Source organism: Carnobacterium sp. 1290_CSPC, from assembly GCF_001053265.1.
GTDB classification, from domain to species: domain Bacteria; phylum Bacillota; class Bacilli; order Lactobacillales; family Aerococcaceae; genus Aerococcus; species Aerococcus urinaeequi.
In genome coordinates this window covers 1-13,182 of record NZ_JVVG01000015.1, presented here as the reverse complement: position 1 = coordinate 13,182, position 13,182 = coordinate 1, and the positions used below count along the sequence as shown (strand labels likewise).

At 42.0% G+C, this 13,182-nt stretch carries 15 protein-coding genes; 3 read left to right on the top strand and 12 right to left on the bottom strand.

Annotated features, from left to right (window positions below; all coding sequences use genetic code 11):
- Window positions 1-92 precede the first annotated feature (92 nt).
- The 6 genes from mscL to AC973_RS00910 form a co-directional block, all read right to left on the bottom strand.
- Window positions 93-488: a large conductance mechanosensitive channel protein MscL gene (gene mscL / locus AC973_RS00935; RefSeq protein ID WP_048726088.1), complete on the bottom strand. Its 396-nt coding sequence runs from the start codon at window positions 486-488 to the stop codon at window positions 93-95.
- Between the two features lie 135 nt (window positions 489-623).
- Window positions 624-1,661, bottom strand: a complete 1,038-nt coding sequence (locus tag AC973_RS00930; RefSeq protein ID WP_048726085.1) for a YdcF family protein — start codon at window positions 1,659-1,661, stop codon at window positions 624-626.
- 8 nt (window positions 1,662-1,669) lie between these two features.
- Entirely contained in the window at window positions 1,670-2,566 is an 897-nt protein-coding gene (rsmI, locus tag AC973_RS00925) for a 16S rRNA (cytidine(1402)-2'-O)-methyltransferase (RefSeq protein WP_048726081.1), read from the bottom strand.
- Window positions 2,567-2,570: 4 nt separating this feature from the next.
- A complete protein-coding gene (locus AC973_RS00920; protein ID WP_349675138.1) occupies window positions 2,571-2,915 on the bottom strand; it encodes a GIY-YIG nuclease family protein in 345 nt (114 codons plus the stop codon).
- Between the two features lie 25 nt (window positions 2,916-2,940).
- Window positions 2,941-3,699, bottom strand: a complete 759-nt coding sequence (locus AC973_RS00915) for a tRNA1(Val) (adenine(37)-N6)-methyltransferase (RefSeq protein WP_048726075.1) — start codon at window positions 3,697-3,699, stop codon at window positions 2,941-2,943.
- A complete protein-coding gene (locus AC973_RS00910) occupies window positions 3,699-4,094 on the bottom strand; it encodes an initiation-control protein YabA (RefSeq protein ID WP_048726072.1) in 396 nt (131 codons plus the stop codon). Before AC973_RS00910 ends, AC973_RS00915 begins: the two co-directional genes overlap by 1 nt.
- Before the next feature lie 356 nt (window positions 4,095-4,450).
- Between AC973_RS00910 and AC973_RS00905 the strand changes: the two genes are divergently transcribed.
- The 3 genes from AC973_RS00905 (at window position 4,451) to AC973_RS00895 (ending at window position 7,165) form a co-directional block, all read left to right on the top strand.
- A complete protein-coding gene (locus tag AC973_RS00905) occupies window positions 4,451-5,341 on the top strand; it encodes a GNAT family N-acetyltransferase (protein ID WP_048726070.1) in 891 nt (296 codons plus the stop codon).
- Window positions 5,342-5,525: 184 nt separating this feature from the next.
- The gene (locus AC973_RS00900; protein WP_048726067.1) at window positions 5,526-6,527 is read left to right on the top strand and encodes a biotin--[acetyl-CoA-carboxylase] ligase; all 1,002 of its coding nucleotides are present in this window, start codon (window positions 5,526-5,528) and stop codon (window positions 6,525-6,527) included.
- A gap of 122 nt (window positions 6,528-6,649) precedes the next feature.
- Window positions 6,650-7,165, top strand: coding sequence for a biotin transporter BioY (locus AC973_RS00895; RefSeq protein WP_048726064.1), 516 nt, complete (start codon window positions 6,650-6,652; stop codon window positions 7,163-7,165).
- Window positions 7,166-7,218: 53 nt separating this feature from the next.
- Here the strand turns inward: AC973_RS00895 and AC973_RS00890 are convergent, their stop codons facing one another.
- The 6 genes from AC973_RS00890 to dnaX all read right to left on the bottom strand — a co-directional run bounded on the left by AC973_RS00890 (window position 7,219) and on the right by dnaX (window position 13,074).
- The gene (locus tag AC973_RS00890) at window positions 7,219-8,094 is read right to left on the bottom strand and encodes a helix-turn-helix domain-containing protein (RefSeq protein ID WP_225968898.1); all 876 of its coding nucleotides are present in this window, start codon (window positions 8,092-8,094) and stop codon (window positions 7,219-7,221) included.
- 192 nt (window positions 8,095-8,286) lie between these two features.
- Window positions 8,287-9,300 carry a DNA polymerase III subunit delta' gene (gene holB, locus AC973_RS00885; protein WP_048726060.1) on the bottom strand — a complete coding sequence of 338 codons (1,014 nt, stop codon included), beginning with the start codon at window positions 9,298-9,300 and terminating at the stop codon, window positions 8,287-8,289.
- Between the two features lie 57 nt (window positions 9,301-9,357).
- Complete coding sequence (gene tmk, locus AC973_RS00880; RefSeq protein ID WP_048726058.1) at window positions 9,358-10,017, bottom strand: dTMP kinase; 660 nt, start codon at window positions 10,015-10,017, stop codon at window positions 9,358-9,360.
- Between the two features lie 30 nt (window positions 10,018-10,047).
- On the bottom strand, window positions 10,048-10,647 hold the full coding sequence (gene recR, locus AC973_RS00875; protein WP_016897879.1) for a recombination mediator RecR: 600 nt from the start codon (window positions 10,645-10,647) through the stop codon (window positions 10,048-10,050).
- Window positions 10,648-10,836: 189 nt separating this feature from the next.
- The gene (locus AC973_RS00870) at window positions 10,837-11,151 is read right to left on the bottom strand and encodes a YbaB/EbfC family nucleoid-associated protein (RefSeq protein WP_048726053.1); all 315 of its coding nucleotides are present in this window, start codon (window positions 11,149-11,151) and stop codon (window positions 10,837-10,839) included.
- 75 nt (window positions 11,152-11,226) lie between these two features.
- Complete coding sequence (dnaX, locus tag AC973_RS00865; protein ID WP_048726050.1) at window positions 11,227-13,074, bottom strand: DNA polymerase III subunit gamma/tau; 1,848 nt, start codon at window positions 13,072-13,074, stop codon at window positions 11,227-11,229.
- Between the last annotated feature and the right edge of the window lie 108 nt (window positions 13,075-13,182).

The following is a 13,182-nucleotide window of genomic DNA, read 5'->3' as shown; positions in this document are numbered from 1 at the left end:
CAAGTCCACTTCAGAATAGTTTGCATCACACTTTGTGTGATACGGCACTATTCTTCCAGTATTGTTGAGCTTAGCGGTCTCGCTTACACCCTTTAGTTATTATTTTGTTCTTTTAATAAGTCACGGATTTCTGTTAATAGTAATTCTTGGCTATCAACAAGTGCTACCTCGTCGTCTTCTTCAACACCATCTTTTTCGAATTGGCTCTTCAATGATGCTACAGCTTTCATGACGAAGAATAATACCAATGCAATAATTAAGAATGTGATCACTGCTTGGATGAAGTTACCTAAAGTTAATACAGCTGAACCTAACTGAACTGTGATAGATGTAAAGTCTGTTGACCCCAAAAATAATCCAACAAATGGCATAATAATATCATTTACTAATGAGTTCACGATAGTAGTAAAAGCAGTCGCCATTACAACCCCGATTGCCATATCTAAAACATTACCTTTAGCGATAAAATCGCGGAATTCTTTTAACATTTTTGTTTCCTCCCCTAAATAAAATATGATTAATAATACATAATTTATTAAACCATATCTCTCATTTTTTGTAAAAAAAATAGCCTAATACCATACAAAAAAGTACAATTTCAAGCTAAATATTTCAATATTGTATTAAAAATGCACGAAATTGATGACCCCTAAACCAACCATCAAACAAGAAACCGCCAAATGCAGCTTCCGGTGCATGAAAATAATGGCGACAAACTCCCGCACCCAATTTAAAATCTGCTCCATCATCGTCGCCTGCGCACCCACACCAGACATCTGGTACAAGCCCTCCATATTGGCGTACAACTGACTGCGGTATAAATGGTAAGACGACGTCACAAAGACCGCTTTCGTCGTTTTCAACTGCTTCACATTCGCCTGCATAATCCCTTTTGCATAAATAAAATTCTCATGGGTATTTCGCGCCTGGTCCTCAAGTAAAATCATCTCAGGTGGCACCCCGTGGTCCACCAAATAATCGGCCATAATCCGCGCCTCACTCACTTGCGACTCCGCCCCAGTCGACGTCCCACTCACGATTATCCGTGGCACCGATTGAAATTGGAACTGTTGCCGTTCAATATAATCCACCGCCATATCCAACCGACTCTCCAGAACACCCGAAGGTTCCCCGTTCTTAGACAGCTGCTCCCCCAAAATCACCACAAAATCCTGCTGGCCCTCATCCTCCAACAAGGTCAATCGCAAGGTCACCACCAAATAATTGACGAAAGCGATCACGAAATAGGCCATTGCAAACTGGAAGACCCTTACCACTTCCTGGTGAAAAAGGGTCGAGTAGAAGAAACTGGCAACATATTGGAAGACCGTTCCGCCAATCAATACAGCAGCCAATAGTAAACCTACCGTCAACTGCAATTTCGACTTTTCAACCCGGTAGACTTTCAAAGCATAGGAAATCATCCCAACTCCAAAAATCATGGTAAATAAAGGCGCTAATAACCGGACATACCTGTCCAACCAATAAAAGACATGCTGGAAGAAGGGATGGTTGTTAAAAGTCGGATCATTTAAAATTGCAAAAAATAAAATAATAAAGCCCGCTAAAAACAGGAAATTATCCACCAAATTCCTTGGTGCAATCACTAAAATGACGATGCCAACAAGAAAACATGTCAGCGCTATGAGATATGGAATCATAAAGCCTCCTAGATTTCGTGGTAAGCCGCGTACACGTCCCGCTTATTCACGCCCGTTTGCTTAGCCACTTGTTTAATGGCATCCTTTGTCGACAAGTCTTTTTGCCCCATCCACCAGTCCACCTGGTCTTTCAAGGTCATTTCCTCTAAAGCATCCTGCAACATCGTCGCCTCAGTCACTGGCGCATCATTACCCGCAATATAGAAGCAAATTTCCCCTTTAATCGGCCCATTTTGGTCAAAATGCACAGCCAAATCATCCAGGCTGCCTCGGTTAAACTCTTCAAACTTCTTAGTCAACTCCCGGACCACCACCGCAGGCCGGTCAGGACCGAAGGCATCTCGACAATCCTCAAGGGTTTGCACCAAGCGGTAAGGCGATTCATAAAACATCATCGTGTAGGGAAAATTCACCAAGCCATCCAAGAAAGCCTTTTTCTCAGACTTCTTACGCGGTAAAAATCCAATAAAAGCAAACTGGTCAGTATCCAAACCTGAAGCCACTAGCCCAGTTAAGGCCGCATTGGCTCCAGGTAGCGGCACAACCCGAATCCCTTCAGCGATTGCAGCTTGCGCTAATTCAAAACCCGGATCTGAAATAGCAGGCATACCAGCATCCGACACCTGCGCTAAACTCTGCCCTTCTTTCAGCATAGCCAAAATTTGTGGAATCCGCGTTTGACTATTATGTTGGTGGTAGGACATCTGCCCCGTCGTCACCTCAAAATGATTGAGCAACTTCTGCGTATTTCGCGTATCCTCAGCCAAAATCATATCCACCGATTTCAAGGTATTGACTGCACGAAAAGTCATATCCTCCAAATTACCAATCGGCGTCGGCACCAAATACAAGGTACCAAACCCTTCATTCTCCTGCTTTTTAAATGAATGTTGTACCTGAACCATGCCCTCACTCCTCATCTTTAATTGCTTTTTCTTCCTCCGGCAAAAAGGGTAAACTGCCCTCTAAGCTGTCAGACACCCGGTCCGTCCACATTTTTGGGGGCCAAACTTGGCTGACGCCCTTTTCTTTAAGGAAGCCTTCCTTTTGTCTACGGGTTAATTGTTTAAATCGATATTCCGCTGACATGGCCCGCGACTTTGATGTAAACGGCTTGCTGTAAACCATATGAACGGGCCGACGCCCAGCTGCCTGAGTATACCTGGCTCCCTTACCTTGGTTATGAACCATTTCCCGACGATCAGGATCAGTCGTATATCCTGTGTAAAGCGTATTATCACTGCAAGCTAGCACGTAGAAATAGTGCCATTTTTCTGACTTATTCGCCATAAATTAACTGTCTCATTTCTGGTGTATACTCGTCCGACAAGGTTTGCGTGTAGAAAGGTGGCAAGACCCGCAAACCCTTATCATGACCATCTTTCATGAATTCTAGCAAAATGGTTTTCGCTTCTTTACCTGGTTTCGGATAGATAAATTGCATCCGTTTCAAAGTCAAATGGTATTGGTTACCTAAAACAATCAACTCACTCAACCGCTCAGGTCTATGGACAATATACAATTTACCACGGTTACGTAGGACAAACTGAGCCTGCTGGAAAATATCTTCCGCTGTCATCGCCACTTCATGGCGCGCCAAGGTTTTAGCATCCAATAAATTGACTTTAGATTCATCGTATTTCTTGAAATAAGGCGGATTACAAGTCACGACATCTACAGAATCCTTTTTAAAATGGTCACGAACCGATTTTAAATCCATCTGGTGAACCGCAATTTTGTCCGCCAAGTCATTATGTACCATCGACCGCTTGGCCATGTCTGCTACTTGAGGTTGAATTTCAATCCCATGAATCTGGGTTTTGTCACTCGTTTTAGCCGACAGTAATAAAGGAATCACCCCATTACCCGAACAAAAATCAATGACCTGTTTCACCCGACTCGAAGACACCTGGGCAAAATGCGCCAATAAAATTGCGTCTACCGAGAAGGAGAAGGTCAGGTCACTTTGAATAATTTCAAGATTTTGCGGAATTAAGGCATCCAACCGTTCGCCTGCTTGTAAAAAGGGTGTATCCATTAGCCTTGATTCCCCTCACCAGCACGCTCACCATAAAGAATATCTAAACAGAACATGCACTGTTCGTCATTTCCTCGGCGTTGACCGTAGGAAATATTACAAATATGGAAGCCATCTTCGTAGATATTCATAAGATTTTGACGGGCTTTTGACATCACCTGTGGCGTATTCTCGTCGGCAGGTTCATCTGTTTTCGCAGTATTTTGCGACAAACTATCGTTTAATTCCGTTAACTCTTGTACCCGTTCACGCAAATAAAAATTTTCCATTTTCAAGTTATGGGAAGAAATCAATAACTTGTCCCATTCCTCATTGATAGCATCAATTTTTTCAATCATCCCCTGCAAATCACTCTTCAATGCAGTAATTTCTTCTGCTACATGATGTTCATCCACGTTCCCACACCTACTTTCTACTAGTCATCCTATACCTGTTTAGCCAAAGCCTATTTGGCTATCGGATCATTTCAGTCAAAACGCAATATCTACGCTTTTTTCACTCTCCATGATACCACATGATGTGGCTAACCTAAATGAAAACTTCCTTTTCAACTAGCGTCAATTATAGCACACCTGTTCGGTTTTTGATTAGTAATTACGCTAAATCATCTCAAGTAAATAATGTTTTCACTGAAGAGCTAGCAAGTTATACCTAGCCAGCACGATTTATTTTCCTAAACGATTAGTCTAAGCTATGCTAAAATAGGAACAATAATATAGACAAAATTTTACGCAAGGAACGGAGCACGCTCATGCAAGCATTTACCTTTGACAATATGTTTACCCTAGCTGATACCTACGATGAAACCGAATTATACTATTTCATTGGTAATCGCAAGGTCCCTAGCATGTATAGTAACAACAAAATAGTCCTAGATTTCGTCCCTACAGCCGAAGAATTAGATATTCTAGAAGACAATTTTCTAGATTACGCTTATGACTTAAACCTCGCCTACTACAGCTTCGTACTACCTATGAATCAACCACTAGCCCCAGACCTATTCGCTTCAATCGGTGAAGTGGGCTATGAAATTTCACTAACCAAGTTAATGGTGTTAGACCCCGCTGATTTCAAAGGTTCAACCAAAGCGCACGACACTTACGGTGACCGTCTAGTATTGAAAGAAGTCGACGCATCTATTGAACAAGACTACTTCGACTTCAACCAAGTTTTTGACAAGGCCATCGACGATTCAAGCGAGTTTGCCCAACAAAAATTGAATTACTATCCATGGTTCTTAGCGGAAGATAACACCACTGCCCTAGCTGTCTATATAGACGACAAATTGGTTGCAATCACTGATATTATCCGCCTAGCAAACGCCTATGAAATTGATAATTTCCAAGTTTTAGACGATTACCAGCGTCAAGGAATCGGTTCACTCATCCAACAATGGGTATGTGATAAAGCCCTAGCTGAAGGTAAAATGATTATCCTGTCTGCTGATGCTGACGATACCCCTTATGACATGTATGTAAAACAAGGCTACCAAGACCAGGGTATGCAAATTGGGCTAAATCGAAAAATCGAAGCCCCCATCATTGAAGATATTCAAACCTACCAAGCTGACCCAGTTGCTTATATGCTTGAAAATGCCGCTTTTGATGACTTTGATGAATTCGAAGCATTTGAAGACGAATAAAATAAGTATTACATAAGCCCTTTAATCGTGTTAAAACTTTTGATTCACTAAAGTCAAAAGCACATGAATAAAGGGTTTTTATTATACGCTTAAATATACGTCGTCACCCTTTTTTTAAAATTAGTTGACAATATATGATTAACTTGCTAATCTAATGCTTGTATAAAAAGAAAGGACACATGTCATGACAGTTAAAGCAAAGTTACTGGCCTACCTATTAGACCATCCTGGACAATTTCATACTGGACCAGAATTAGCCGACCACTTCCAAGTCAGCCGCAACGCTGTTTGGAAAGCTGTGAAGCAACTAGAAACTGAAGGATATGAAATTATCCGTCATCCTAAAAATGGCTATGCCTTAGAAAACCTAAACCATGCCATTGATCCTAGCCAAATTAGCCATGGCTTACAAAACGTTTGGCCTGAATTAAAGGTTTACTACCAAGAATCTACCTCGTCCACTAATGACCTTGGTCGTAAACATGCAGCAGATTACCCTAATCAGCCTGCCCTCTTTATTTCGAGTGAGCAAATAGCTGGACGTGGCCGTCGCGGTCGTACTTTTTATTCATCTCTTAGCCAAGGACTTTACTTTTCATTAGTGATGACACCTCCGAGTGGTGTTAATAATGAACTGGTCGCTTCAATGACTATTGCTTCTGCTTCAGCCTATGCAGAAACATTATCCAACTATTTAACTGATGATGTCATGATCAAGTGGGTGAATGACCTATTTTATCAAGGAAAAAAGGTTGTCGGTATCCTAACTGAAGCGACTTTTGATATGGAAAGTCAGACCATTTCACATTTGGTACTTGGGGTTGGATCTAACCTTGCAGGTGACTTTTCCAAAGAAAATGCAGAAAATCAATCTGTTGCGGGCACCTTATTCGGACCACAATTGCCAAGAACATTCAATACGAATGATTTAATTACAAACTTTGTAATTAAATTTAAATCCTACTATGATGATTTATCTAGTCTGGATTTCTTGGACTATTACCGTAGTCACTTATTAGGTAAAAACCAATGGGTTAACTATATAGAAAACCACGAAAACTACTGTGGTAAAATCCTTGGTGTAACAGATCTTGGTCATCTTTCAATTGAAACATCAGAAGGTAAAGTACGAACCCTTGTATCGGGCGAAGTGTCTTTCTCTAGTCAGCAATTCGCTGACCAATAGCGTACTTAAACTTAACTATAGTAGCAACTTTTGGATGTGTGATCATTTAGCGCACATCCATGTATAAAATAAATGGTCAACCATAAATAAAATAAGGTTGACTCAATTAAAAGGAGAACAATATGACAAAATCATCTACTTACTACTGGGTACTTTCAGCACTTATGAGCGTAATTACACTCATTGCTTCCTATGTTGTTGTACCATTCGGTGCAATTCCTTTCACGCTACAGACCTTAGCCGTTATTTTAACGGGTTTATTACTACCAAGAAAATATGCAGCAGTTGCTATGCTATTAAACGCCATTCTTTTATTTATGTTTAAAGGTGCCTTTATTTACAGCCCTTCTTTTGGTTTTATCATCGGCTTTATTGTAGCCATGATTTTCGCCAGTCAAAATCCGGCCCTTGAAAATGGTTGGAAAGTATTAACTATTCGCGCAATAGTCATGAATGTCATCATATTCTTATGTGGTTTAACATACATGTATCTGGCACTGAACTTCTTACTAGATTCACCGATCACTTGGATGCAAACACTTATGTCAGGTATGATTATCTTCCTACCAACTGATATCATTAAAAATGTAGCAGCCATTTCTCTAGCTTTAGCCTTAAAGAAACGATTAGCCCTATAGAAATAGCCCTTACATTATCATAAAAAGGCCGAGACTTTACCGTCTCGGCCTTTTTATGATAATGTATGCGAACTTGAACTTCCACCATCTTTACTTTCATGTGCTACTGAAATAGTAAAGATGGTCTGATAACAAGCTAATTCATCTCGGTGCATTTTAGCGAGTGGTGGGTCAAATAGTTCAAAAACTTGGATGGCCTTATGACACTTACTTAATCCTTCATCCGACTGTCCTTCAATAATTTGGATAATACCATCTAAAAATAAAAGTCGATTTTTGAAATAATAAGCATTTGTGCTAAGTTCAGGTTGAACTTCAGCTACGATATCTTTCACTTCTTCAGTCCGCCCTGACCGTAAACGATCAAAGCACACATTGATTAGAATGTTGAGCAAGTGACTTTTGATAGCGTCTGTCTCTTTTAGAGTAGGCAGTTTTTTAACCATTTCATGGACTAATAAGTCTTGCAACGGCATTGTTAATCCTCTAAGGGAATTCCCTAATAAAATCACTTCATAAGTCGTCCAGATTGAACAATTCAAAATGTAATCGCTAATGGCTACCTTATCTGTTTCAGCAATCTCAACCTCAGTTAAATCATTTAGTAAAAGTTTCGTCATAATGGCATTGTATCTAAACAACACTTGGTTGGTTTCAAGGTACAATTTTTCATGGGTTTGTATAATCACTTTCAATGCAGCAATATCGCCTTGTTTATAAGCATTATCAATTTCTTCAATATATAATTTATATGGACTATCGAATTTCTCAATAGCAGCAATAAATTCTGAAAAGGATATACCCAGATTATGAACCAAGTTCACCAAATGATGAATTGTGATGCTAGATTCACCACGTTCGAACTTTGAAAGTTGGGAATAAGAAATCTCGCCAGTGGTTGCATCCTTTAAGGTTAACCCTCGCTCCATTCTTAAACCTCTATATATTGTGCCAATGTTCACGCTGTTGCTCCTTTGTAATATATGACGATAAATAAAATTTCCCCTAAAACTCTGCTATATTTTAACAAAAAGAAGACAAAATCATGAAACAAAAGTTCTTATCCTTACTAGCAACTATCTCTATATTTGGTATTATCGGAGCCTTATAAAGATTGAAATCTATTTCTTCCAATAAGCTAGCACCATATATTCCATAGCGGATTGTACACTCACGTTTGATTGAATCATCCGTTGTGCTTGCCCTACTAAATGTAGGGCTTTTGTTGCTTCTTCGACCGTAATTTTAGCCAGCATTCCTTGATATTTCCCAAAATCATTAGGAAATACCATCTGGTCTTGGTTGCTTTGTCCTTGATCTGCATGCAGCAATAAGTAAAGTAAATCATGAAAATGAAAAGCTACAAGATTAAGAGCTTGAATCATATCCACTCTACCCTTTGGACCCTTCATCCAGTCTGAAGCTACCATGGTTAGACCACGAGGGTCCTTTTTCACGATTAAATCCACCCACTGCAAGGACCAGTTGAGTCGTTGCTGGAAATCTTCATTCTCTGCCAGCGCCGTCGCTTCACCCACATCATTGGTTAAAGCCGTCAGAGTTGTCGCCATACTGGGCTTAATCCCCGCTTCCTCAAATAAGGCTTGTAGGTCCACCCGGTTTAATTGGGGAAAATGAATCATCTGGCAGCGGGAGACAATCGTCGACAAGATCGCGTCCCTATTATTGGTTAGAAGGAAAATAAAGACATTTTCATGCGGTTCCTCGATAAACTTCAACAAAGAGTTGGCTGCATTGACAGTCATTTTCTCTGCTTCATGGATAATAAAAATTTGGTTGTCTCCTTCAAGTGAGGACATGGACAACCGTTCTTTTAAATCTCTCGTCTGGTCAATTTTAATGGTATTCCCGTCCGGTTGAATATGAAAAACATCCGGATAGTCAGCGGACAATATCCGACGACAATGGTTACATGTCCCGCAAGGTATCCCCTTGTCAGCTGGATTGAGGCAATTCAAATAGGCCGCTAAATATAGGGCCATATCTTCTTGACCAGAACCTACCATGCCTTCAAAAATATAGGCGTGGCCAAGGCGGTTATTGACGAGGACCCGGTCCATCATAGCGGTCAAATCCGCTTGCTTCTTGGCGATATCAAAATGTTCGTGTGCCATTGATGGACTCCTTTCCATTGCTTTAAGGTGCTTTAAAGATTTGAATGTTTAGCTGAATTAACGAAATAAAGTTGGGAAATGGCTTTCTAAAATAGCCAAGGCATCCCGCTGCATACTTTCAGGGTCTTGGGTGGCATCAATGACTTGAATCCGCTCTTGAAAACGGTCTTTCAAGACGCCATACCCTTTATGAACCCGTTGATGGAAATCAATGGCTTCAACGTCCAGGCGGTTTTGTTCAGCCTGACTGCGGTTGGCTTGAATCCGGCGAATCCCCTCTTCAGCCGTAATATCTAAATACAATGTCAAGTCGGGTTGGCGGCCATCTGTTGCGAATTGGTTGATGGCAATAATCCCCTCTTCCCCAATTTCACGACCGTAGCCTTGGTAGGCAATTGACGAGTCGACGAACCGGTCACATAAGACCATATGCCCAGCTTCAAGTGCAGGCAGTACGGTATGGACTAAATGTTGACGACGGCTAGCTGCGTATAAAAGGGCTTCAGCTTTAGGATCTAGGGCCACATTTTCCGGACTTAAAATCACTTCTCTGATATCTTCCGCAATCGGGTCGCCACCTGGCTCGCGGGTCAGCTTTAAAGGTACAGCTAACTTGTCTTCAAGCTTTTGTGTCAGTCCCTGAATAAGGGTTGTTTTGCCTGCGCCATCGGGTCCTTCAACAGTAATAAATTTCCCAGAAAATTTTTGTGTATCCATAAGGTCTCCTTAAAATCTGTTATAGACTAGTTAATCGATATCACGGCGGCCTTCAAGGGCACGCAATAGGGTCATCTCATCCGCATATTCAATATCACTGCCGACAGATAAACCATAGGCAATCCGCGATACTTGAATGCCTGCAGGTTTAATCAAACGAGACAGGTAGGTTGCGGTCGCTTCCCCTTCAGCTGTTGCATTGGTCGCCACAATCACTTCCTTGACCTGGTCATCTTGCAGACGGGTCAATAGGGGCTGGATATTCAAATCTTCCGGCCCAGTGCCTTCCATTGGGGATAACACCCCGTGCAAGACATGGTAGAGGCCGTGATACTCACGCATCCGTTCCATAGATACCACATCACGCACCTGCTCCACCACTAGAATCCGTGACCGGTCCCGGTTTTCATCCGCACAGATTTCGCAAGGATCAGACTGGGTAATATTCCCGCAAACTGAGCAATACCGCAACTCACGCTTTGCATCCACCAAGGAAGACGCAAATTGCAGCACATCCGCCTCAGGCATGTCCAAGACAAAGAAGGCCAACCTAGACGCCGTCTTCGCGCCAATCCCTGGCAACTTACTAAAAGAATCGATTAATTTAGCGATTGGTTCTGGATACTGCATTCTCTACACCCCTGCATCTAACTTTCCTAACATTGTTTCAATCATTCTTGGCAAAAAGGTCACGCACTGGCCAATAAAAGGCAGAATTAGCACAAGTGGTGCTCACATCCTGTCAAAAAAATACCATGCGTAGTCCCGCTACCCATGGTATAAATGGTCCATCATTATCAACCATATTCTTTGCCTTGATTATAGTCCTGGGATACCTTTAGTGTATTTGCCCATAACGTTTGCAGTTTCAGTGTCTACTTTTTCAAGTCCGTTGTTCACTGCTTCAATCAATAAATCTTGCAACATATCAACGTCTTCTGGATCGACTGCATCCGGTTTGATGTTGATTGCTTTCACACGGCGGTCACCTGTTACAGTAACATTTACCATACCTGAAGGTTCAGTTCCTTGAAACTCTTTTGTTTCAATACTCTTTTGTTCTGACTCCATCTCTTGTTGCATCTTTTGCATTTTACGCATCATTTGTTGCATATTTGCCATTCCGCCTGCCATTTTATCGTCTCCTTTTAGCTTTTCATATTTTTTAAATTACATATTCATTGTCATTTTGGCATCAAGCCCCATGACCTAATCATCTATTATTGTAACATTATCCTTACCAAATAGTGAAGTTGCTTGATCAACTTGCTCTTGACGCGAACGCGATTCTTCCTCATTCAATCCGTTCTCATCCAACCCATCATCCACCACTTCATCTTCCTGAGTAAAGGCCTCAGCATCTGTCACCGACCCTTTAGTAGCCACTGCATCGTCCCCAACCAAGTCACTCAATTCGCCATTCTTCATAGCTTGGACATAACTTTGACGGGCAGACTGCCACTGGTCACTCGTTAAATAATACATCCTCGTTGGGTGACCTAGTTGATTAGAAAGAATCCGCTCAATTTCTTGACGGGTCTCCGTATCGTCATCCACCTTCTTGCACAGAATTTCATAATCAAACCGCACTACGAATGCATTTGGTGAAGCCGCCGCTGGGAAAGTTGCCTTCAATAAGGCCGCTTGCATACTTGGCAGACTCTCAATCAGCCCATCCCATAAATTGGCGATATCATTCAAGTCTTTCTTAGTCGCTTGATTTAACACTTGGAAGACCTTCGTCAGATTTGGCGTAAAGGCCGTCGCATTCCCTGACCGCTTAGCCGGCTTACTTGGCGCAGGTATAGCTGGCTCTCCGCCCCCATTTTGGACCTGTGCCGTTAAATTCGCCACTTGTTCTTGCAATTCAGCTAACGCTTGACTCACTTGCGTTGGCAAGACATGGTCACCTTCTTGGTTAGCCACCACTTGTTGGTTACCACTTTGACCAACAGCCGACTGACTACCGATTTGGCTAGCTACCTGAACCGTTGCCACCTCTAGATAGATCGTTGGTTGCAATGAAAAACGAATCTCTGCCTGCGTTTCTCGGAAGACTTTCATCATCTTATACAAGACATTCACATCAATCGTTTTCGCTAGACTATAAAAGGCTTCGTCATAACGTTGGGTCAACTCTTCAATCTCAGCCGTATCTGCCTTGGTTTCCTTGGCAATCATTAAATCACGCACAAAAACCAACTGCTCTTCCACAAAACGCGCCGCATCTTGACCACCAGCCAATAAAGCATGTAAGTGGTCTAATGCTGCCGTCACTTGCCCATTAGCTAGGGCCTCCGTATATTGAACCAACTGCTCTTCAGACAAGGCCCCCGTCACCAACCGACTCGTTTCAAGTGATAAAGTCCCATCGGAAAAGGAAATCACCTGGTCTAACAAGGATAAGGCATCTCGCATCCCACCGTTTGCTGCCCGAGCAATTACAGTAAGGGCGCCATTCTCATATTCAGTACCGTCCTGGTCCAAGATAAATGCCATCCGGTCCTCAATCGCCTGACGTGAAATACGTTTAAAATCAAAACGTTGGGTTCTTGAAATAATCGTTGCAGGTATCTTATGCGGCTCAGTCGTTGCTAAAATAAAAATGACATTAGCTGGTGGTTCTTCTAAGGTTTTTAATAAAGCATTGAAAGCACCCGTTGAAAGCATGTGGACCTCATCAATGATATAGACCTTATATTGCGCTTCCGTTGGTGCATAGCGAACCTTATCACGGATGTCACGAATCTCCTCAACCCCGTTGTTAGACGCCGCATCGATTTCAATCACATCCGGCAAAGTTCCGTCCGTAATTGCGCGGCAAATCTCACATTCATTACATGGTTCCCCATCCACCTGGTTTGGACAGTTGATCGCTTTCGATAGAATTTTAGCCGCACTCGTCTTACCAGTCCCTCTTGGACCCGTAAACAAGTAAGCGTGACTCGTTTTGCCAGTTCGAATGGCATTTTGCAGCGTACGCGCAACAGCCTCTTGGCCAACAATATCTCCAAATGTCTGCGGCCGCCAAACGCGGTATAATGCTTGGTAACTCATCGCTGCCTCCTTAAACTTGCTACATTTAATCATCTCGAACATTATAACATCAACTACTCTCTGTTAAAACAGAGAGTTTGTCCTAAACATGGTGGTTGTACAAACGAT